The following is a 20,180-nucleotide window of genomic DNA, read 5'->3' on the forward strand; positions in this document are numbered from 1 at the left end:
CGGCGGGACGGCCGCGGGAAGCGGACCGCCGGGCGTGACCAGCACCGGCGCACCCGGGGCGGGGGCCAGGTAGTCCGGCGGCGGGGCCGGGGCAACGTAGTCCGGCGCCGGCGGGGGCACGGCCACCGGAGGCTCCTCGACCACAGGCGCCGCCTCGGGCGGAGCCGGCAGCGGCGCTGCCTCGGGTGCGGGTACCTCATTGACGACGGGAGCCGCGGGCGCCGGTGGAGGCGCAGCCGGTGCAGGCGGAGCGACGACCTCCGGCGCAGGTGGCGCCGCCTCGGGGACCTCTTGCTGCACCGAACGCGCCATCTGGGGAGTGGGATCGTCCGGGGTGAGGCTGAGCCCGACAGCTGCTGACACCGACACGACGAGCGTGACGATCGCCGCAGCCAACACCGAGGCCAGCACGGCGGTCGCGGACAGGCGCCGTCCCGCGGGTTGATCGGCGACGTCGAGGAGGGCCACCGCCGACGCCGACGCCAGGGCCGCGCCTCGGGCCAGCGCCAGCTCTGACTGATCCGCGGACACCACCGGGGCATCGGTGCGCTGCTGCAACGCAGCCATCGCACCCGCGACATCACCCGAGCCGAGCACCACCACGGCATCGGCGGCGGGCAACTGAGCGTCGACGAGCGCGGCCGTGTGCATCCGGTCCCCCGTGACGCCATCGGGGGTCACCGCGACCAGCACCGATTCACCGGGTTCAGCCACGTAGACGACGACCCGCTCGTGCCCGGCCATGTCGGCGATCCCGAGCGCGAGCATCTCTGCCGCCTCGACGTCGGACACCGCGATCACGTTCTCGACGCCATGATCGGTCAACGCCTGCCACACCGCACTGGCTGTGCTTTCCGCCGCAGAAGACCAGGTCAGGCCCACCGCATGCAGCCGGCGGGAAGTGTCGGCGCCAAGCAGCGAATCGAGCAGCGCGCCGGCGTTCACAGCGGCGCGCTCGGCTGAGCCACGGTCGATGATGGCGCCGTCACCGGCGGTGCCTTCGACGAGCACCCAGCGCACCGATGACGACGTCATCGACAAGCCGAGTACAAGGTCCATGACGTCACGATCCGATCTCTTTGCGACTAACGGACGACCCTACCCCGCACACCGATCGTCGCAAATCTCGCTCATGGCGGTCCTTCCAGCAGAAACCGCCGCCACGCCATCGCGGCGTGCGCGCTCATCTCATGGAAGTTCAGCCAGGACAGGTCGGCATCACCGATGCAGCGATGCGGCTCCCCCAACCACGACGGCCGGTCGGCGCCACATCGTGCACAGTGCGCAGACGTCATCGACACACCTTTGCACCCCAGCCGCCCTTCGGCGTCCTCCGATCGGAGGAGCACGCGTTCGTCCTCACCATCCACCCGCTGGCGGACAGACGGGCACGGCCCGGAGCGGCATTCTTGTCTCATCGCCGGAACAGCCGGCACACAGAATTCAAACATCAACGTAGACAAAGGAAATCATGATGAACAGCACCGCTCGCATCCTCGCTCTGCCCCTGCTGACCGCCGGCATCCTGGGTGGCGCACTCGGACTCGCCGGCACTGCCGCGGCCGCGACCCCTGCGGCCACCCACTCCACCACGGGGCACGGCAGCCACGCGCCGGCCACGCCGCGTGACACCAGGTCGCACATGCCCACCCAACCGCGGGTGTTCAGCCCCTCCATCGCGACGTCACCGAAGACGCACCTGCACACCCAGGACGCGGCGACCTACCGGCACCGCCGCCACGGGCACTTCCACCGGGTGTGGTGACCAACACCGACCACCCGGGTCAGGCAGCCTCGCCCTTCGCGGCGGGGCTGTCTGCCGTCTTCGGAGCATCAGCAGCCTTCGCGCTATCGCCCTTCGACTCGTCCTTCGACGCGTTCTCCGCGGCCTCCTGGCGTGCCGCCTTCTTCTGCTTGCGGGTGGCATTCGCGGCCGCCGCCTCTTCACGCAGGTGCTTGCCGGGCTTCCAGGACGTGCGCTGCGTCGAGGGCTCCTCGGCCCCGCCCCGGTCCCGGTCCTCGCCCTGCCCCTGCGGTTCGGGCGTCGAACGCTGCTGCTCCTGCTCGACCTGCGGCTGGTCGACCGAAGCGATTTCCGGCGCGGCGGCGCGCCGCGGGAAGAAGGTTGCGCGTGTCGGGGCGCCGTAATCACTTCTGTCGTATGCAGTTTCGATGATCTTCCGGAGCGGTGCGTCGAGCGCGGCGATCACCGGGTCCGGCAGGAAGGGATCCAGCGGCATCAAGAGCGGGATCGGATAGGTGCGCACGACGTAATAAGTGGTGTTGGTCTTCCCGTCCACCTGGTAGTAGTCGCTGTCGCCCGACTCTCTGGCCGCCTTGAGATCGTCTGCGGTCAGCACGAACTGTGTGTTGCCGTGCACGAGCGCCATCCCCGCCAATGCGTTGGCGATCGCCAACGGGTTCCACAGGTAGGTGGGGAAGTCGGCCCAGCCGTCGTACTGGCGGGCGACGTCGATGGTGGGGTCGACGGTTGCCGGCGTGGCGCCGTTGAAGCTGACGTCGAGGATCGGGATGTGCATTCCCGAGAAGCGCTCCAGAATGCCGCCGTTGGGCCGGTTCGGATTCGCGACCAGGATGTAAGTGTTGCCCTCGTGGGTGGCCTTGTACTGCGACGCCACGGCCGCCCCTTGAGAGAAGCCGAAGATCACGTCGCCCGGGGCCGGGTTCGCTTTCCCCAGGTTGGCCACACCCTCGGCGACCGAATCGTCGAACTTCAGGTCTTTGAAGTAGCCCGCCGAGATGGGCCAGAACCCGGCGTTGTAGTCGACCTTCTCGTAGGCTCCGTCGGTCTTCGGGGCGTTCGTGCCGTCGATCACCGAGGTGATGAAGTCCTCGTACTCCTGTTGCGTGGCCTGATGACCATTGGTGGTCCCACGCAGGTAGTGCAGGGTCGCGAGCAACTGCGGGCTCGCCGACATCGTCGGAGCGGTCCCGAGGACCGCCGCGCCGGCGACGGCGACTCCGGCCATGCCGACCGCGGTCACCGCCGCCTTCGCCCGCCTTCCGGCCGATTGCGGCTTCTGCGCCCGATGCCTGCCGTGTGCGCGCGCCCGACGAATGCCCATTACTCCCCCTTGAGTGGTCAGCAGCAGTGTAGGGCGCACTATTTGCTGTCACACCCGGTTCGCGGCGATTGGTCAGAAGTCGATCGTGATATCCGCGTCAATCACGGGATGCCGTGACGACAGGTGCCCGGCCCGGGGGTTGCTGACAGGTGCTGCAGCTAGCTCGCTCGGAGCTGGCTGCGGTCAGGGTGCTCCTTCTGCCACTGCCTTTCGACCCGCTTGACGCGCTGATGTTCCAGCGTGATCAGCAGCGCACCGGCGGTGACCAGAGCGCCGGCGATCAGGGCCAGGATCAGCGACAGATCCCGGTTGCCATATGCCGTCGCTGCTACGGTGCCCGCGATCAGCACGGTGCCGATTCCGATCAGCAGCAAGCCGGGCAACCACAGCGTGTCGATGAAGGACTCGCCGCTGTGCGGCAGGGTCGTACGAACGTGATCCACCGGATCGCGATGAGCGCCTTTCATCGCAACTCCCTTCTTCGGCGGGATACCTCGAGGATACGCCGTTGTGAGCTGGATCACATCAATCCGTCATCATCGGGTCATACTTACGGCGTCATGACCTCGATCGTTTGCTGACATAGCCATTCGCACCCATTGACCCAAACGGCCGGCCCACTGCGTGTCGAGCAACCTTCGCTGTATCGAACCACCCCTGCGCATTTCGCCGCGCGGTCTTTCTTTCGGCGAAAAGCGTTGCTTGCCTTTGGATCACACATTCAGCGACGTCACAGGTTTCGCGCCCAAAACGCGATGTGAGCCCGGTCCGCGACCTACAGTCGCCACATCGGGGTGTTGCCGGGTTACCGCCGACAGCGCGGTGCGGGGGCCCCGCTCGCAAGGAGGCGTCATGGGGGAATCGTCGTCGGCAGGGTCAGTGCGCTCACGAACGGACAGCAGAGTGAGCGCCGCCCTTCACATCGGACGTGTCGGGGGCCTCGCCGTGGCTTTCGGGATCGGCGCTGCCGTTCTGACCGGTCAAGCAGTCGCGTCTGCGGACAGCGACACTGCGTCGTCGACCAGCTCGAGCGCCAACAGCACTGCGAAGCAAAGTGATTCGTCGGTGGCTGGTCCACGGGTGCGCGCCGCCGAGCGCGCTGAGGCGCGTGCGACGCGCCGGGCCGAAGTGAAGGCCGACCGGGCCGAGGCCCGCGCGGAGCGGGCAGCTGTCCGCGAGCAGCGCACCGCCGATCGCGCCGACCGCGTCGCCGAGCGGCAAGCGCGCACCGTGACGATCGAAGCTCCCGACCCGGCCGAACCGGCCGCGCCCCGCCCGCGGCCATCGAGGTTGCTGGACCTCGTCGGCGCCGGGCTCACCGCGGCGGGTACGCGGCAGACCGTGCAGGCCAACGGGAACACTGCGGCCGCCGACACTGTGGCCGCTGCGGTGGCACCCGAGCGCACCGTCGTCGCCTCCGGATTCACCCAGCCGACGGATTTCCAATTCCTTCCCGACGGCCGAATCCTGGTCGCCGAGAAGAACGGACGGATCCGCGTCGTCGACGAGAACGGTGACGTCTCGCGCCGACCGCTCTACCGGGTGCCGACGCTGACACAGGGCGAGCGCGGACTCGGCGGCCTGGTGGTCGATCCCGACTTCGCCGACAACGGCTACATCTACGTCGCGTACACGACGATCTTCGCGCGCGACCGGTTGGCGCGACTGACCGTGCGCGGAGACCGCGTGGTGTTCGGATCCCAGAAGGTGCTGCTGCAGTCGACGGACCGCTCAGCGTTCTTCCATCACGGCGGAGCCCTCGGATTCGGACCGGACGGGATGCTCTACTGGGGCGTCGGCGACAACAAGAACTCCGACAACGCCCAAGACCTCGGCACCATCCACGGCAAGATCATCCGGATCAACCCCGACGGCACCATTCCGTCGGACAACCCGGACCTCGGCGACGGGGCGCTCCCACAGATCTACGCTTACGGCTTCCGCAACCCGTTCCGGCTGACGTTCACCCCGACCGGCGAGCTCTTGGTCGCGGACGTGGGCGAGAACTCCTTCGAAGAAGTCGACAACGTCATCGCCGGCGGCAACTACGGTTGGCCCGGCTCGGAAGGTCCCTGCACCAGTGACTGTGCGGGCGTGCAGGATCCGATCTTCTACTACGGGCACGGTGACAGCGGCGCTGCCATCACCTCGGTGCTGTTCTACGACGGCGGCCAGCTCGGCGACGAGTTCCAGAACACCCTGCTGGTCGCCGACCTGGTCAAGGGCTGGATCAAGGCGCTCGATTGCACCGCCGACTTCTCCTCGTGCGGAAACGCTCGGGACTTCGATGCGCAGGCCGGCGGGACCGTGGTGCTCGTACAGGGCCCCGATGATGCGCTCTATCAGCTGCGCTACGACACCGGACAGATCATCCGCATCGGTGCGCCGGTGTCGCCGGTGATCTGACGACCTTCCTGGGAGGTCCCTGGCAACACTGCCGATCGGGGAATGCCGGGCACCCACGGCCGGTTGCCGCCCAACGTGGCTGACTTCTCGCAACACGACCGTGTCATCGGGTGCTGCTGATGCGCCAAGGACCCCTCGCCGGGCGATATGCCGCGGTGGCCGCCATGGTCACCCTCGCGCTCATCCCCTACCTGGCGTTGTCGGCCGCCCTGGACCCGCTGGTGCCGATCATCAGCGAACAGCTGCACATGAGCGCCCAGACGATGGCGATCAGTTCGGGGTTGGGCAACGCCGCGTATGCCGTCGGCACCGTGCTGGCTGTGCAGTTCGCCCAGCACCTCCCGCAGCGCAGGATGCTGGTCGGCTACGCCGTGCTGCTGGTGCTCGGATCGGTGACCGTAGCTGCCGCACCGAATGCGCCGGCGTTCGTGATCGGCCACGTGCTGCAGGGCCTGGCGACCAGCATGCTGTTGATCGCGGCTGCGCCGCCGCTGACCATCGGCTTCCCGCGCGATAAGCTGCGCAACACCGCGGTGATCATGAACATGTGCGTGTTCGGCGCTGTCGCGCTCGGCCCGTTCATCGGCGGTGTTCAAGCCGAAGCGCACGCATGGCGGCCGCTGTTCTGGATCGTCGCCGCCGTTGCGCTGGCCGCTCTCGTCCTGGCGGTGTTGACCTTCGACGATGCACCGCCCGCTGACCGTGACGCACCGCGGGACCTGCCCGCCATCGTGCTCGCGACCGTGGGGTGCACGGCGGCGTTCGTCGGCGCCGCACAGCTCACCAGCCACGAGCTGTCCGATCTCGCGGTGACCGCACCGATGCTCGGCGGGTTGTTGCTGATCGTCGCGCTCATCGTCTACCAGTACCGCGCCGCCCGGCCGCTGTTGACCATCCGCACGATGCTCACCAGCGCGATCCCGGTCGCGGGGGTCGGCGTGGCGCTCTTCGCCGCGGCCGCGTCGGTGGCGGCGACCGCGCTCACGGCCGCGGTGTTCCTACAGTCGTTCAGCCCCGTCCAGGTGGGTCTGCTGTATCTGCCGGAACTGGGCGGCGCCATCGTGATGGCCGTCGTGTTCGGCTTCGTGATCTCGCGGCGCGCGATGCACTACCTACCGCTCGTCGGGATGGCCCTGCTGGCGGCAGGCATCCTGGTGTTCCGGCTCTCGCTGCCGGCGAATCACTCTCTGGCCCTTCTCGGTTCCGCGCTGACCGGTCTTGCCCTCGGCGCCACCGTCGCGCCCGCGCTGTTCGTGGCCGGGTTCTCGCTGCAGTCGAACAGCCTGCAGCGGGTCTTCGCGATCATCGAATTGCTGCGCGCCGTCGCGGCCTTCATGGTGGCGCCGATCTTCGCGCACCTGGCCACCCGGGTCTCGGACGATCTCGTCGCCGGAACCGGCGTCGCGCTGTGGGTCGGTTTCGGTCTCGCCGTGGGCGGCGCGGTATTCGGGGTCGCGGTCTACGCCCTCAGCGGCGCCCGGCCGCAGACACCGGATCTCGACGAGTTCCTCGACGGAGACTCCCCGGCATGGCACTCCCCGCCTCTCCTGGCTCGCCTCCGCGGCCTCCCGACGGCACCGGGTCCCCGCCCCGTCAGTTCCTCCGCCGCGGCGCCCGTCCTGACCGATGTCGGTGACCGGCCCATCCTGTTCGCTTACGACGGAACGGATTTGGCGGCCGCGGCGATCTCCCGGGCTGCCGAGCACCTGCCACCGCACCGCAACGCCGTCGTGGTCTGCGTGTGGCAGCCGGTGGACGTCGGCTTCCGTCCGGTGGACGCGGACCGCGTCGATGCCGACCGGGCGGGCGACGTACGGTCGGCCGCGGAACGGACAGCGGGACAAGGCGCTTCGCTGGCAGAGGCAGCCGGATGGCGCGCCTGCAGCGTGGCCGTCGAGGCGACACCGACCTGGAAGGGCATCGTCAGCGCCGCCGCTCACCACGGTGCCTCGTTGATCGTGCTGGGGCCCCATCGTCGCAGCGGCCTGGTGGGCCATCTGCAGGGCAGTGTCACGGCGGCCGTCATCGCCCATGCCGAGGTGCCGGTGCTGGTGGTTCCGGCGGGCGCCCAGGGTGATTCGGCGAGAGTCGCCGAGGAAACGCAGATGGTGCACAGCGGGGCGCGCTGACCCCCTGCTACTCGCGGCGATGCAACCCCAGTTGCTCGACCTGGCGCTTGTCACTGTGGGCGAGCTCGGCCAGCAGTGCCTCGTCACTGAGATCCAGTGGCGCGGAATGCTTCCAGTCGTGGTGAGCCACGTGGTTCAGCCTGGACATCAGATGGTCGTCGTCGACTTCGATCGCGAGTTCGCGACGGTGGTCGAAACTGCCCGGTGACAGATTGATCGAGCCGACGATCGCCCGCTCGTGGTCGGCGACCATCATCTTCGCGTGCAGCTTGAGGTGCTTGAGCCGGTGGATCTTGATGCCGACGTCCTCGAGGATGCGCAATCCGCTGACCCCCTCGAGCAGCTTGTCGGCCTTCAGATGGTGGGCGGCGCGGGCCATCACGTGCACCTTCACCCCCCGGCGTGCCGCGCGCACCAGCCGCTCGATGATGACCGGGTCCTGATAGCGCTCGTTCTGGACGAACAACGTCTTCTCGGCGCGATCGATGAAGTCGGCGATCCGAGCTCGCCCGTTGGTCGGGCACCAGATCAGCCGCGCATCGTCACCGGGATTGAATTCCTCACGCGCCCAATCGGCTTCAAAGCACTCGATGATCTCGAGCACCTCGTGCGAACTCGGCGTGACCACCGCGTAGTCGCGGGTCTCGGTGAAGTTCTCGTCGGTCCAGTTCAGCGACTCCACGAACGCGAACTCGTCGTCGATCACCATCGACTTCTCGTGGGTCAGCCCGAACGACGGATTGCTCTCGGTGACATCGATGCCGTACTCCATCAACAGATCACGTGCGCCGTCATTGTCGGTTTCGCCGTCGCGGCGCTCGGGGTTCAGCATCACCTTGACCAGGACGCCACGCTTGTGGGCCTCGACGATGGCGTCGAGCAGCGGCTGATGACTGAACGCGAACATCTTGACCCGCACGGACTTGCCGGCGGTGTGGATGGCGTCGAGAACAGGCTGCGCCGAGTCGTCGGGCAGGATGATCAGGGAGCGGGTCACGGTGTCTCGTCCTCGTACTGGATGCGGTGAAGCTCAGCGTATCTGCCGCCCAGCTCCAGCAACTCGCTGTGGGTGCCCTCTTCGATGACGCGACCTTCCTCGAGCACGACGATTTTGTCGGCATCACGGATCGTCGAGAGCCGGTGGGCGATCGTCAGCACGGTGCGGTCACTCATCAGCCGCTGCAGCGCGCCCATCACCAGATGCTCGGACTGGGCGTCCAGCGCGGCCGTGGGCTCGTCGAGGATCAGGATCGGGCTGTCTCGGATGAGCGCGCGGGCGATGCCGATCCGCTGCCGCTGCCCGCCGGACAACGTCATGCCACGCTCGCCGACCGCGCTGTCGTAGCCCTGGGGCATATCGGAGATGAACTCGTGCGCATTGGCGAGTTTCGCTGCCTCCACGATCTCCTCGTGGCTGGCATCCGGCCGGCCGAACGCGATGTTGTCCCGGATCGTGCCCCGGAAGAGCACCGTGTCCTGCAGCACGTATCCGATCTGCTGACGCAATTCGTGCAGCTTGTAGTCGCGCAAGTCCACATTGTCGATATGGACCGACCCCATGCTGGGGTCGTAGAAGCGGGGAATCAAGCTCACCAGAGACGATTTACCGCTCCCCGTGTGCCCGACGATGCCGACGAGCTGACCGGGGGCCACATCGAAGGTCACATCCCGCAGCACCGGCTTCTCGCCGTCGTAACTGAACGCCACCCTGTCGAACCGGATGCCGCCCTTGATCTTTGCCGCCGCCACGGCGTCCGGCTTCTCCTCGATGCCGGTCTCGGCATCCAACAGTGCGGCCACCCGCTCGACGCCGACCGCGGCCATCGCGATCGTGTTCGTCAGCTTCGCCAAGTCCTGCACCGGTTTGAAGAACGACGCCAAATAGCTGATGAACACCGTCAGCGTGCCCGCGGTCATCGCACCGGCGAGGATGAGCGCCGAACCGCGCCACAGCACCAGCGCCGTACACGCGGCGACCACGACAGCCACGATCGGCGACACGACGGATTTGACCCGGCGCGCGTTCAGCGCGGCGTCGACGGCCTGCTGACCGGCGATCGCCAGCTGCTGCTCCTGCTGGTCGCCACGGTCGAAGGCCTTGACGACCCGGATCGACTGCAGCCCCTCCTCGGCGACGGCGACGATATCGGATTCCCGCCGACGAACCTCATGCGTCGCCGCCTTCACCGCCTTGCGGATGCGGGAGACGAACAGCAGCAGCAGCGGGGCGACGGCGAGCGCGACCAGCGTGAAATCCCACTGCAGGTACAGCATCAGGCCGAGCATGCCCACGATGGTGAGAAGGTCGGTCGCGATGCCCAGCGTCGAGGCGGACGCGAAATCCTGGATGGTGTCGACGTCGTCGGTCAGCGTGGACAGGATGGGTCCGACGCGGTGAGTGTCGAAGTAGCTCAGAGACAGCTGCTGCAGGTGATGGTAGGCGCGGGTGCGCAGGTCGTTGCCGACCCGCTGGCCGACCGTCTCGGTGAGGTAATTGGCCGCGTAGGTGGCAATGGCGGCGATCACCGCGATGACGATCACCATGATCGCGGCCAGACCGGCGACGTGCATCTTGCCCTCACCGCCGAGGATGGGCTGCAGCAGCCCATGCAGCCACGGCGGCAGCGGATGATCGCCGACCACGCTGTCGAGCACGACCTTCAGCGGCCACGGCGCGGCCAGGCCCATCGCGATCTGGACGCAGAGAACCGCGAAGATGCCGGCCACCGACCACCGGTAGGGGCGAAGCAAGTCCAAGATCAATCTCACGGCACGCGCCTCGCTGTCGGAGTCGTCAATCGAGCGGACACACAGTACATCGCCGACGTTGCTCGGAGGTGACGAAACTTCAGGTGTCGACGGTAGGGTGCAGACACTTTGGCCGGCAACGATGCGTCTGGATCTGGAATGAACACGGTGGTTCATCGCTGCGCGCGGGCGATGGCGCGGGCCGGCGCGGCCCGCCCCTACAGCGCGCGGCGGACCGCGCTCGCACTGTCATTGCCTTTGCCGCGCGCTGTCGCCGCCGAGATCCGCTGGATGTTCCGCCCGCCCCGGACCTGCCTGAGCGGTGTCGCGATCAACGCGGTGCTCGCCGCCCTGTGGTTGATCGTGCAGCCCCTGACGCGGCACAACATGCACAACGATCTGATCGTCGTCGTCGACACCTACTTCGCATCGTTCATCCTCGCCGACATCACGACCACGAACATGCTCGGCTCAGACCACTACCGGGTGACGGCCGCACTGGCGGCCGGCACACCCCTGTGGCGGGTGCTGCTGGTGAAGAACCTCGCCCTGTTCGCCGTCGTGGGACTGCCCACGCTGGTGGCCGCGGTGCTGTTCACGCTGTGGTTCGACACGCCGTCACGACTGGTCCGGACGATCCCCAATGTCCTGGTGCCGGTGATCTCCTGGCTCGGCATCGGCAATCTGGTGTCCGTGCTGCTGCCCGTGGCCGCCGCGCCGCTGATCCGGCGGTGGCGGCACCGCTCCGACACCCGCCGCGTGGCGTTCTGGGTGACCGCGCTGACCCTTCCGTACGCGCTGTACTACATCGCCGATCCGATCGGCGGCGTGGAACACAACGTGTTCTGGAACAGGGTGCCGGCAGCCATCGGCCCCATCCTCGGCCGCGACACCAAGAGCATCGTTCATCTGGGGATCGCACTGGCGGTGTGGGCGTTGGCCACCGCAGCCGCGGTGCTGTGGGTGCGCCGCCGGGGGCTGAGGCTGCGTTAGGCGGTGTCGTCAGGCGACCCGGTACGCCGCCTCGGCGTCGGCCTGGGTGTCGGCGAGGAACGCCTGCAACTCGTCCCCGACCATGAACGTCGTGACGAATCCGCTGCGCTCGGCGATGCCCTTCCAGGTAGGGGTTTGCACCATGGTTGCAAGCGCCTGCCGCCAGTAGTCGACGGCGTACTGCGGCATCGCCGGCGGTCCATAGAGTCCACGCCAGTTGGCCAGCGTCACATCCAGACCCTGTTCGCGCGCCGTCGGCAGGTCGAGGCCGGGCAGCCGATCCTCCGACAACACCCCGAGTCCGCGCAGCTGCCCGCTGCGGATCTGGTCGACGAACTCGCTGACCCCGCCGATCGCCACCTCTACCTCACCGCCGAGCAGCGCCGCGGTCTGCTCGCCACCGCCCTCGTGCGCGACGTAGCGGGTCGCCCGCGGATCGCCGCCGGCAGCGCTGACCAGCAGATCGAAGGGCGCCTCGTCGTCGGGCGCGGCGCCGACGGTGACGCGGGCCGGGTCGGCCTTGATCGCCGCCATCAGGTCGGTGAGGTTCTGATACGGGGAGGTCGGGGTGGTGACGACGACGAAGTACTCGGTCATCAACCGGGCGATCATCGTGACATCGCGGTAGCCGTACCGGGATACGCCCCGGATCTGGTTCATCATGGTCGCCAGCGAGGCAACCGACAGCTGATCGTCAGCACCCCGGTACTGCTCGACCATCGCGGCCAGGAAGTCCGACCCACTGTTGCCGGGCCGATTCTGCACCGGCAGAGGCACATTGACGATGCGCTCGGCCTGCAGGGCATCGACCACGGAACGGATCGTCAGATCGAACCCACTGCCGGGGCCGGCGCCGGCCGTCATGGTCACCGGGCCGGTCGGATAAGGCGCCGCGGCGGCCGTCGGGGCGATCGCGAACAGGAGCATCAGCGCGAGCACGCTGCGCGTCAACATCTTCATGGGTGGGCAGGCCTTCCTAACGGGGGTCGCCGCGCTCGTCGCACGGGGCTTGGACACCGACGTCGATACGCGCCAGCGTGCGGGTCATTTCGACCGGGGCGATGCTGCCGTGGTCACCGGCATAGGGACGATCGAGAAAGAACACGACGAGCAGTCCGGCGGTGATCAACGCCGAGACACACGCGATCGGCAGCGCCTGGATGAACTTGCTCTCTCGCGGGTCGGCCTGAATCACCATGTAGCTCAACGTCAGAAAGGCGCCGGCGCCGAGCGCGAACCACAGCGGCGCGGGCAGCGTGGGTTCGGCTTCGGCGAGCCGTTCCCGCCGCCCGTCACGGCGCTGCGCTTCCTGGTCGAACCACTGCCCGTACGCCGCTTCCTGGCGCGCATCCCCGGGTGTGGTGGCGGCGAAGTCGACGCGCAACCGGTCCACCCAGTCCTCGGTGACGTCGCTGGTGCGGCCGTCGCGCATCGCGGGCCACTCGTCGCCGATCACCGCGCGGGCGTAACACACCAGATCGCCGCGAAGCCGGTCACCTGCGGGCGGAGGCAGGATCGTGGCCACCGAGTTCATCTCGGTGAGGGCGATCGCTTCGATGCTCGCGCCTTCTCGAGCACGCTGAAAACTCTGAAGCGCGAACAAGATCACGAACGCCAGCATGACGGCGAACATCGTGCCGATGACCGACAGCGAGCCGGCGCTTCGGGTCAGATCGAGGAACCATCCGCCCTCGGGCGCGCTGGTGCGCACCACCAGTTTCGCGGTGACTGCGGTGGCGACCACGGCAAGCACGATGAGCGGGATCAGCCACGTGAGCACGGCAAGACTCTATGGGTGGTCGGCCGTTTGCGTGGCGGCTCGGCGAAACCGTCAGCGCACGCCGCGATCAGCGTAGCGGCCACCCTGCACCTGATCGCTCAGCGGCTGGAGTTGCGCAAGTGCGTCGTCGTCGAGCTCGACATCCAGCGACGCGACGTTCTGGTCGAGCCGTTCGGAGTGGCGAGTTCCGGGGATCGGAACCACCGACACACCCAGCCGCTCGGCCTGCGCGTAGACCCACGCCAGGGCGATCTGGGCCGGCAGGAAGCCGCGTCCCGGGGGCGCACAGGGCACCAGACCGATCCCGAGTTCGGCCATCACGGGCGCCACCTGCTCGACATCCCTTGTCCACAGGAGTATTCGCTCTGCACCGCAGCGATCGGGTGCACCGCATGCGCTCGGCGCAGCAGGTCAGCGCTGACCTCACTCAGGCCGAGGTAGCGAACCTTGCCTGCTTCCACCAGCTCTGCCATCGCACCGACGGTGTCCTCGATCCGGGCGTTGTCCGCTTCACGCTGGGGAGACCACCGTCATGATCGGTGCGAGATCGGTGAAGTTCTTGACATCCTCTACGACAGGGGCGGATTCGGGCGCAGTCAACGCGCGGTCCAGGCCCGCACGGTCAGTGAAGTGACACAGCGCCACCGCCACGACATGTTGACCGTCCACGGCATCTTCGGGGTAGTACACGTCGGCGCGCTCCAGACCGAACGGCGCCCACGTCTCACCCACGAACGGAATGTGGTTGTTGTCGTAGTAATTGCGGTCGAAGGAGCTGGTGCCGTCACCGACGTAGGTGACCAGTAGAACGGACATGGTGGATCCTCTCGTTGGGAATGGTCGCTCGACGTCAGCTGGTGGCCGCCCACGAACACAGCAGCGACAGGGCTTCTGCGCTGGGCGAATTGGGTTCGGCGTGATAGACGACCAGCTCCTGTCCGGGACTGGAACGCACATCGAAGGTCTGCATCGTGAGTGTGATCGGACCCACGACCGGGTGCCGGAACGATTTGGCCTGCAGTGACTTCCGCCGAGCGTCGTTGTGGGTCCACAACTCGGCGAACGCCGGGCTGGCCTCGAGAAGCTGGTCGCGCACCGTACAGAGACGCACATCCTTGGGCGCGAGCCCGAAACCATGCCGGAAACCGGCGACGGCATCCTCGGCGACGACAGCCCAGTTGCAATAGAAGTTCTGCGCAGCCGGCTCGGTGAAGACCACGTGCATCATGTTCTTCGAGCGCACCCACTGCGGGAAGAGAGCATCGGCGATGTCATTGCTGGCGAGGACGTCGTACGCCCTGTTGTAGACAAACGCCGGATTGACCGGCCACATCTCGAGGAGTTCCCGCAGCGCGGGGTCGACGCGGTTGCTGGCGCTGCCCCGTTCCTGAGGGCTCAGTCCCGCCAGCCGGAACAGGTGCTCGCGCGCATCGTCGGGGAGCTGAAGAACCGCTGACAGGGCGTCGATCACCTGGGGCGAGGGGTTGCGTTCCCGGCCCTGCTCGAGGCGGGTGTAGTAGTCGACGCTCATCCCGGCCAGCAGCGCCACCTCCTCCCGCCGCAGCCCGCTGACCCGTCGCAACCCGGTTGTAGGCAGGCCCACGTGCGCCGGCGCCAGCTGGCCACGACGGAATCGCAGGTAATCGCCGAGACCGTTGCTGGCCATGCCCAGAAGTTTAGGAGGCACCGACGCCTCGTTCCTGGTTGTGGTGCACCCCGTCTAGCGCAGGGACGGCGAGGCCTCGAGCGCGACGGTTGCCGCGCCCGAGGCTCTGCGGGGTCCGAAGTGACTAGGCGTCGCTACTGGTTCCACCAGAACCGTTGGCACCGGACTTCCCGCCGATACCAGCTCGCCCGCCCGCGCCGCCGGTACCGGGGGTGTGGGTGTCGCCGCCGATGGTGCTGCCGCCGCGGCCGCCATCACCACCGGTCCCGGCCACGGTGCCGCCATTGCCGCCCATGCCGCCGTTACCGCCGTCGGCGGCGGGTCCGCCGTCGGTGTCGGCGTCGCCACCGGCGCCACCGGCACCACCCCGTCCGCGGGTGTTCCCGCCGCTGCCGCCGCTGCCGCCTGCCCCGGCGGTGGCGGTGCCGCCATCGCCGTCAGGCCCGAACCGGTTACTCCCGGCCGAACTCGCGCTGCCGCCGGCACCGCCGGCGCCGCCCGCCGCAGACGCGGCGCCCTTACCGCCGCTGCCGCCCATTCCGCCGGTGGCATCACCCTCGTCGGTGGCCACGAAGCCGCCGCTGCCGCCGGCTCCGCCCATTCCGCTCGTTGCCGCGCCACCGGAACCGCCATTGCCGCCCACTCCGTCGGCACCCTGGCCGAAGGCGTTGTTCACCGACCCGCCGGCACCACCGGCACCACCGGGCGCACCGGCGCCGCCGTTGCCGCCGGCACCACCGGTCGCGACGTGCGTTCCGTCGGCATCAGTCGACGCCGATCCGCCGTCACCTCCGTTGCCTCCGGTACCGGTGGTGGCTGCGCCGCCCGCGCCGCCTCGCCCTCCGCTCGCGTTGCCGTTGACCGAGTCGGCCAATCCTCCGCGGCCGCCGTTGCCACCGTTGCCACTGATCCGGCCACCACGCCCGCCGGACCCGCCCGCCGCTCCCACAGCATCGTTGGCTCCTGCGACGGTGGAACTGAGTGCGTTGTAGTCGTTGCCGCCATTACCGCCGTCGCCGGCATCGCCGAACAGACCCGAGCTGCCGCCGTCACCGCCCGCGGTGGCCGCGACCCGGACACCTGCTGCGGTCGTGAAGGCATCGACCCCGTTGCCGCCGGCGCCGCCGTTTCCAAAGAACAGACCACCGTTGCCGCCGGCACCGCCGTACGCACCGTCACCGCCGCTGCCGCCCAACAGACCGCCGTTGCCGCCGCGACAGTTGGCGGTGCAGTCGGGGTTGATCGCCAGGGCATCGAGGCCGTCGCCGTAGAGCCAGCCTCCGGGCCCGACGACCGGCCGCATCGTAGCCGCGGGCGTGGCCGCCGCGACTGCCGCGGCGGTCCGGTCGCCGCCCGAGTGACCCAGCCACCAGGGCAGAGTCGATGAGTCTTCTGACAATGGGCTATCGGTCGAGGCCAGCTGGACATCGGCTACGACCGTCGGCGTGGCATCCGACGGCCAGACCAAGAGAACGCCCGCTCCGACGAGCGCGGCCCCGGAGACTCCGACGGCGAGCTGTTGGCGCAGAGGCGTCCGCGGCGCACGGTTGCGGTGTTTGGACATGGGTGAACCCCCTGAGAAGTAGTGATATTCAGCGCGAACCCTGGTGGATCAAGGAGGGCAGCGCCGACGCTACGCATTTGCTGAAAGCATTTCCCGGCATCACCGATATGATCTTGAAGCAAAAAAACTCGTAATAAATTACGGCGACCGGACAGCAGCATGCGAGGTCGCGCAGCAGGCCAGTGACGCCTGGGCCAGCGAGGATCACACATCGCCACCTGCCGGTCTGAGCTCTAATTAGTAACGCGCACGGTAATTTTCCGTGGCCCTCCATTCCTAGAACTGGATCGCTCTCATGGCAGCGAGATCGCCGCATGAGGACAGCCGCCGTGTAGATCGTCATGATTTGGTCATCAATAGCAAATTGAATCAAGAGAATTCACAGTTCGCTGCCAGATTTGCTTCCGCGATATGAATTTCCATCCGTGGCGAGGCCGGCACCGAATACTTCACATGACGACGATGGCGAAAACGAACGCACCGTGTGTGACGGGCGAGATTCGGTTCCGCCGCGAAGGCGACGAGTTACATGTCGACCGTGCGACCCCGGTGATGTGGTTCGCCAGCCACGTGCTCGCGAGTCTGGGCCGCAATCCTGAGATCGGACTGACATTCGATGGCCGCTTGGTGACTCTGCAAGCGCCCAACGGACGATGGGTCTGGAGACTGACCGATCGTAGCGTCTGCGTCGACAATGCTGTCGAGGGCGAACAGTGGGAGATGCTCGAGGGCGTCTGGCCGGACTGAGCTCACCGATCCCCGAACACATCAGGCCCCCTCGAAAGGGGGCCTGATCAGTGTGGCAGGTACAGGATTCGAACCTGTGTAGGCGTTAGCCGACGGATTTACAGTCCGCTCCCATTGGCCGCTCGGGCAACCTGCCGGGTTCGCGTGTAGCGCGCACAGCAGGATACAACGACGGCATACCCTGACGACAAATCGCCAGGGTGGCTTGGCCGCCGCGCAGGCCTGCGGCCAAGATGGAACCACGCAACGATCACGAGGGAGGGACGGGTCCATGGCGGATTCATCGTTCGACATCGTCAGCAAGGCTGACCGCCAAGAGGTCGACAACGCGCTCAACCAGGCGGCCAAGGAGTTGTCCACCCGCTTCGACTTCCGGGGCACCGACACGACGATCGAGTGGCAGGGCGAGGAAGGCATCATCCTCGTCTCCTCCACCGAGGAACGCGTCAAGGCCGCCGTCGACGTCTTCAAGGAAAAGCTCATCCGGCGCGACATCTCGATGAAGGCGTTCGACGCGGGCGACCCGCAGCCCTCCGGCAAGACCTACAAGGTCATCGGCAGCATCAAGCAGGGCATCGACAGCGAGAACGCCAAGAAGATCACCAAGCTCATCCGTGACGAGGGCCCCAAGGGCGTCAAGGCCCAGATCCAGGGCGAGGAGATCCGCGTCAGCTCCAAGAAGCGTGACGATCTGCAGGCCGTCCAGGCCCTGCTGCGCGGCGCCGACCTCGAAGTGGCGCTGCAGTTCGTCAACTACCGCTGAGCGCCAACGTGGGGGTTGTGCACGCAAAAGCGGCGTAGAGCGTGCACAAGACCCACGCTCGGCGGGTCAGTAGTCGACGGCGGCGCGTACCGCGTCGGCAGTAGTGCCGTCGACCTCGTCGAACAACCCCACCAGCCGTTGGATCACCGCGGTGAACCCGGGCTCGAAGTGCTTGAGAACCGGCGGGAAGAAGGGTGCGATGGCGAACCCGTCGTCGGTGACCGTCCACCCCATGGCCCGCAGCGCCGACACCAGCTCCATCAGCCCGACCCGGATCGCGTCGAGGTGCGCCCCACCCGTCGTCAGCGCGGCTCGCACCGATTCCAGTCGGGTCCGCAGCTCCACCTGCGCTGCGATGTCCAGCTCGGCCGTCTCCGCAGCGGCCACGCCGCCGGTCGCCTCCCAGGCCGCGTCTATGCGTGCCAGCGCAGCCCGCTGCTCGGCGACGGCGGCCTCGAGCTCGGCGATGTGACCGCCGAGCTGACCCGCCGCCGCGGTCACGCTCTGCGGGTCGGAAGCTTCGATCGTCGACACCGTGACCGACACAGGACCCCCTCAGCAACGTCTCATCATTATGCCCACCAAACCCGCCTCGCCGGTCAGTCACCGCCCCTAGGGTGATCTCCCATGGCACCTGCACAGCGCGATCCCAAAGTCGTCGTCCTCGGGGGCGGATCCTGGGGCACCACCGTGGCCTCGATCTGCGCGCGGCGCGGCCCGACGCTGCAGTGGGTGCGCTCGCAGGAGACCGCCGATGACATCAACAACCACCATCGCAACACCAAATACCTGGGCAACGAGGTGGAGCTGGCCCACGATCTGAAGGCGACCACCGACTTCGTCGAAGCCGCCGAGTGCGCCGACGTCATCGTCATGGGCGTGCCCTCGCACGGATTCCGCGGCGTCCTCACCGAATTGGCGGCGTCGCTGCGCCCGTGGGTGCCTGTCGTGTCACTGGTCAAAGGCCTCGAGCAGGGCACGAACTACCGGATGAGCCAGGTCGTCGACGAGGTGCTGCCGGGCCATCCGGCGGGAATCCTGGCCGGCCCCAACATCGCCCGCGAGGTCGCCGAGGGCTACGCCGCGGCCGCCGTGCTCGCCATGCCCGACCAGCACCTCGCTGCCCAACTCGCGAACCTGTTCCGCACCAAGCGTTTCCGCACCTACACCACCGACGACGTGGTGGGCGTCGAGATGGCCGGAGCGCTCAAGAACGTGTACGCGATCGCCGTCGGCATGGGCTATTCGCTGGGCATCGGGGAGAACACCCGCGCGATGGTGATGGCGCGGGCGGTGCGCGAGATGTCGAAGATGGGTGAGGCGATCGGCGGGCACCGCGACACCTTCGCGGGGCTGGCCGGCATGGGCGATCTGATCGTGACGTGCACCAGCCAGCGCAGCCGAAACCGCCACGTGGGCGAGCAGCTGGGGGCCGGCAAGCCGATCGAGGAGATCATCGAGTCGATGAACCAGGTCGCCGAGGGGGTCAAGGCGTCCAGCGTGATCATGGAGTTCGCCGAGAAGCTCGACATCTCGATGCCGATCGCACGGGAGGTCGACGGCGTGGTCAACCACGGTGCGACCGTCGAGGACGCCTACCACGGGTTGATGCTGGAGAAGCCCGGCCATGAGGTGCACGGCTCAGGGTTCTGAGTCAGTTGAAGTAAGGGTTGGTGCCCTCGGGCCGGGCCAGCAGCGGGTTGGTCTCGTTGACGACCCAGGAGGCTGTCGGGCTCACCACGAAGCCCGCCTGGTTGCGGCTGTCCACGCACGCCGTCAGCGTGCCGTCACCGCCGCAGCTGACATCGCCGAAGCTCAGCCGCGTATTGGGCGGCAACGCCTTGACGGGACCGCCGTAGATCGGGGCGGGCGCCGCCGAGAACCCGGGCACTCCGCCTGCGGCACCGCTGATCAGGTTGGCGCCCTCGGGTGCTCCCGGCAGGACGCCGTTGCAGCCGTAGCCGCCCGACCGCTGCAGCATGCAGGTCAGGCCGTTGGAGCTGAACGCGTACGCCGCACCGTCGAAGACGGCGTAGTTCTGTGGATTCGCCGGGGCCCACGCGTTCACGTTGGGGGCAGGCGGAGGCGGCGGCGGCGGGGTGGGTGGCTGCGCGGCAGCCAGACCTGCCGCGTTGAGGACACCGGCCGCGGCCAGGCACGCCGCGCCGACAAGAGCTCTGCTCGACACCGTCACAGACTAGATGCTGTCCCTTATAAACATCTGACGCTGCCCACGATAAGAAGCGACGAGATCACGGTGCTCGCCGCATCACGCCAAACCAAAACACAACACCGACA

20 protein-coding genes, 1 tRNA gene and 1 pseudogene are annotated in these 20,180 nt (G+C 67.7%); 7 read left to right on the top strand and 15 right to left on the bottom strand.

The window, feature by feature from the left end:
• The coding region (locus tag DMB80_RS28285) for a DUF7159 family protein (RefSeq protein WP_162938719.1) at positions 1 to 1,059 on the bottom strand (1,059 nt) is incomplete at its 3' end.
• Between the two features lie 71 nt (positions 1,060 to 1,130).
• Positions 1,131 to 1,295: a hypothetical protein gene (locus DMB80_RS26090; protein ID WP_162938720.1), complete on the bottom strand. Its 165-nt coding sequence runs from the start codon at positions 1,293 to 1,295 to the stop codon at positions 1,131 to 1,133.
• A 179-nt stretch (positions 1,296 to 1,474) separates the two neighbouring features.
• Here DMB80_RS26090 and DMB80_RS26095 point away from each other — a divergent pair, with 179 nt between their 5' ends.
• Positions 1,475 to 1,765 carry a hypothetical protein gene (locus DMB80_RS26095; RefSeq protein WP_162938718.1) on the top strand — a complete coding sequence of 97 codons (291 nt, stop codon included), beginning with the start codon at positions 1,475 to 1,477 and terminating at the stop codon, positions 1,763 to 1,765.
• A 19-nt stretch (positions 1,766 to 1,784) separates the two neighbouring features.
• Here the strand turns inward: DMB80_RS26095 and DMB80_RS26100 are convergent, their stop codons facing one another.
• Together DMB80_RS26100 and usfY are read right to left on the bottom strand one after the other, a co-directional pair.
• Complete coding sequence (locus DMB80_RS26100; RefSeq protein WP_111512495.1) at positions 1,785 to 3,086, bottom strand: PE-PPE domain-containing protein; 1,302 nt, start codon at positions 3,084 to 3,086, stop codon at positions 1,785 to 1,787.
• A gap of 158 nt (positions 3,087 to 3,244) precedes the next feature.
• Positions 3,245 to 3,553, bottom strand: coding sequence for a protein UsfY (gene usfY / locus DMB80_RS26105; RefSeq protein ID WP_111512496.1), 309 nt, complete (start codon positions 3,551 to 3,553; stop codon positions 3,245 to 3,247).
• A gap of 598 nt (positions 3,554 to 4,151) precedes the next feature.
• Between usfY and DMB80_RS26110 the strand changes: the two genes are divergently transcribed.
• Positions 4,152 to 5,492 carry a PQQ-dependent sugar dehydrogenase gene (locus DMB80_RS26110; protein WP_240431401.1) on the top strand — a complete coding sequence of 447 codons (1,341 nt, stop codon included), beginning with the start codon at positions 4,152 to 4,154 and terminating at the stop codon, positions 5,490 to 5,492.
• A gap of 119 nt (positions 5,493 to 5,611) precedes the next feature.
• Positions 5,612 to 7,621, top strand: a complete 2,010-nt coding sequence (locus DMB80_RS26115) for a universal stress protein (protein WP_111512506.1) — start codon at positions 5,612 to 5,614, stop codon at positions 7,619 to 7,621.
• A gap of 7 nt (positions 7,622 to 7,628) precedes the next feature.
• Here the strand turns inward: DMB80_RS26115 and DMB80_RS26120 are convergent, their stop codons facing one another.
• Entirely contained in the window at positions 7,629 to 8,618 is a 990-nt protein-coding gene (locus DMB80_RS26120) for a phospholipase D-like domain-containing protein (RefSeq protein ID WP_111512498.1), read from the bottom strand.
• The gene (locus DMB80_RS26125) at positions 8,615 to 10,390 is read right to left on the bottom strand and encodes an ABC transporter ATP-binding protein (RefSeq protein WP_111512499.1); all 1,776 of its coding nucleotides are present in this window, start codon (positions 10,388 to 10,390) and stop codon (positions 8,615 to 8,617) included. Before DMB80_RS26125 ends, DMB80_RS26120 begins: the two co-directional genes overlap by 4 nt.
• 138 nt (positions 10,391 to 10,528) lie before the next feature.
• Here DMB80_RS26125 and DMB80_RS26130 point away from each other — a divergent pair, with 138 nt between their 5' ends.
• Positions 10,529 to 11,362 carry a hypothetical protein gene (locus tag DMB80_RS26130; protein WP_205538942.1) on the top strand — a complete coding sequence of 278 codons (834 nt, stop codon included), beginning with the start codon at positions 10,529 to 10,531 and terminating at the stop codon, positions 11,360 to 11,362.
• 9 nt (positions 11,363 to 11,371) lie between these two features.
• On the opposite strand, the gene DMB80_RS26135 is transcribed toward DMB80_RS26130, so the two are convergent.
• The 6 genes and pseudogenes from DMB80_RS26135 to DMB80_RS28870 form a co-directional block, all read right to left on the bottom strand.
• Positions 11,372 to 12,322, bottom strand: coding sequence for a tripartite tricarboxylate transporter substrate binding protein (locus DMB80_RS26135; RefSeq protein WP_111512500.1), 951 nt, complete (start codon positions 12,320 to 12,322; stop codon positions 11,372 to 11,374).
• 16 nt (positions 12,323 to 12,338) lie between these two features.
• A complete protein-coding gene (locus DMB80_RS26140) occupies positions 12,339 to 13,142 on the bottom strand; it encodes a bestrophin-like domain (protein WP_111512501.1) in 804 nt (267 codons plus the stop codon).
• 51 nt (positions 13,143 to 13,193) lie between these two features.
• Positions 13,194 to 13,636: pseudogene (locus DMB80_RS26145) on the bottom strand (aldo/keto reductase); the annotation flags it as partial.
• Positions 13,637 to 13,652: 16 nt separating this feature from the next.
• Complete coding sequence (locus DMB80_RS26150) at positions 13,653 to 13,958, bottom strand: EthD family reductase (RefSeq protein ID WP_162938721.1); 306 nt, start codon at positions 13,956 to 13,958, stop codon at positions 13,653 to 13,655.
• 34 nt (positions 13,959 to 13,992) lie between these two features.
• Positions 13,993 to 14,808, bottom strand: coding sequence for a helix-turn-helix transcriptional regulator (locus DMB80_RS26155; protein ID WP_111512503.1), 816 nt, complete (start codon positions 14,806 to 14,808; stop codon positions 13,993 to 13,995).
• 124 nt (positions 14,809 to 14,932) lie between these two features.
• Entirely contained in the window at positions 14,933 to 16,372 is a 1,440-nt protein-coding gene (locus DMB80_RS28870) for a hypothetical protein (RefSeq protein WP_121497473.1), read from the bottom strand.
• A 453-nt stretch (positions 16,373 to 16,825) separates the two neighbouring features.
• Between DMB80_RS28870 and DMB80_RS26165 the strand changes: the two genes are divergently transcribed.
• Positions 16,826 to 17,119, top strand: a complete 294-nt coding sequence (locus DMB80_RS26165; protein ID WP_205538944.1) for a hypothetical protein — start codon at positions 16,826 to 16,828, stop codon at positions 17,117 to 17,119.
• 53 nt (positions 17,120 to 17,172) lie between these two features.
• On the opposite strand, the gene DMB80_RS26170 is transcribed toward DMB80_RS26165, so the two are convergent.
• A tRNA-Tyr gene (locus tag DMB80_RS26170) sits at positions 17,173 to 17,255 on the bottom strand.
• Positions 17,256 to 17,390: 135 nt separating this feature from the next.
• Between DMB80_RS26170 and DMB80_RS26175 the strand changes: the two genes are divergently transcribed.
• Complete coding sequence (locus DMB80_RS26175; protein WP_048423319.1) at positions 17,391 to 17,882, top strand: YajQ family cyclic di-GMP-binding protein; 492 nt, start codon at positions 17,391 to 17,393, stop codon at positions 17,880 to 17,882.
• 66 nt (positions 17,883 to 17,948) lie between these two features.
• Here DMB80_RS26175 and DMB80_RS26180 read toward each other — a convergent pair whose 3' ends face one another.
• On the bottom strand, positions 17,949 to 18,428 hold the full coding sequence (locus tag DMB80_RS26180) for a hypothetical protein (RefSeq protein ID WP_111512504.1): 480 nt from the start codon (positions 18,426 to 18,428) through the stop codon (positions 17,949 to 17,951).
• Positions 18,429 to 18,509: 81 nt separating this feature from the next.
• On the opposite strand from DMB80_RS26180, the gene DMB80_RS26185 reads away from it, so the two are divergent.
• On the top strand, positions 18,510 to 19,535 hold the full coding sequence (locus DMB80_RS26185) for an NAD(P)H-dependent glycerol-3-phosphate dehydrogenase (protein ID WP_048423321.1): 1,026 nt from the start codon (positions 18,510 to 18,512) through the stop codon (positions 19,533 to 19,535).
• A gap of 1 nt (position 19,536) precedes the next feature.
• Here the strand turns inward: DMB80_RS26185 and DMB80_RS26190 are convergent, their stop codons facing one another.
• A complete protein-coding gene (locus DMB80_RS26190) occupies positions 19,537 to 20,076 on the bottom strand; it encodes a hypothetical protein (RefSeq protein ID WP_111512505.1) in 540 nt (179 codons plus the stop codon).
• Positions 20,077 to 20,180: the final 104 nt, after the last annotated feature.

The sequence above is a fragment of the Mycobacterium kyogaense genome, from assembly GCF_003254575.1.
Taxonomy (GTDB): domain Bacteria; phylum Actinomycetota; class Actinomycetes; order Mycobacteriales; family Mycobacteriaceae; genus Mycobacterium; species Mycobacterium kyogaense.

Coding starts and splice junctions, on each gene's coding strand:
- DMB80_RS26100 (WP_111512495.1), bottom strand. CDS start 3,086: ATGGGCATTCGTCGGGCGCGCGCACACGGCAGGCATCGGGCGCAGAAG.
- DMB80_RS26155 (WP_111512503.1), bottom strand. CDS start 14,808: ATGGCCAGCAACGGTCTCGGCGATTACCTGCGATTCCGTCGTGGCCAG.
- DMB80_RS26090 (WP_162938720.1), bottom strand. CDS start 1,295: ATGACGTCTGCGCACTGTGCACGATGTGGCGCCGACCGGCCGTCGTGG.
- DMB80_RS26130 (WP_205538942.1), top strand. CDS start 10,529: ATGAACACGGTGGTTCATCGCTGCGCGCGGGCGATGGCGCGGGCCGGC.
- DMB80_RS26150 (WP_162938721.1), bottom strand. CDS start 13,958: ATGTCCGTTCTACTGGTCACCTACGTCGGTGACGGCACCAGCTCCTTC.
- DMB80_RS26185 (WP_048423321.1), top strand. CDS start 18,510: ATGGCACCTGCACAGCGCGATCCCAAAGTCGTCGTCCTCGGGGGCGGA.
- DMB80_RS26115 (WP_111512506.1), top strand. CDS start 5,612: ATGCGCCAAGGACCCCTCGCCGGGCGATATGCCGCGGTGGCCGCCATG.
- usfY (WP_111512496.1), bottom strand. CDS start 3,553: ATGAAAGGCGCTCATCGCGATCCGGTGGATCACGTTCGTACGACCCTG.
- DMB80_RS28870 (WP_121497473.1), bottom strand. CDS start 16,372: ATGTCCAAACACCGCAACCGTGCGCCGCGGACGCCTCTGCGCCAACAG.
- DMB80_RS26165 (WP_205538944.1), top strand. CDS start 16,826: ATGACGACGATGGCGAAAACGAACGCACCGTGTGTGACGGGCGAGATT.
- DMB80_RS26175 (WP_048423319.1), top strand. CDS start 17,391: ATGGCGGATTCATCGTTCGACATCGTCAGCAAGGCTGACCGCCAAGAG.
- DMB80_RS26135 (WP_111512500.1), bottom strand. CDS start 12,322: ATGAAGATGTTGACGCGCAGCGTGCTCGCGCTGATGCTCCTGTTCGCG.
- DMB80_RS26095 (WP_162938718.1), top strand. CDS start 1,475: ATGAACAGCACCGCTCGCATCCTCGCTCTGCCCCTGCTGACCGCCGGC.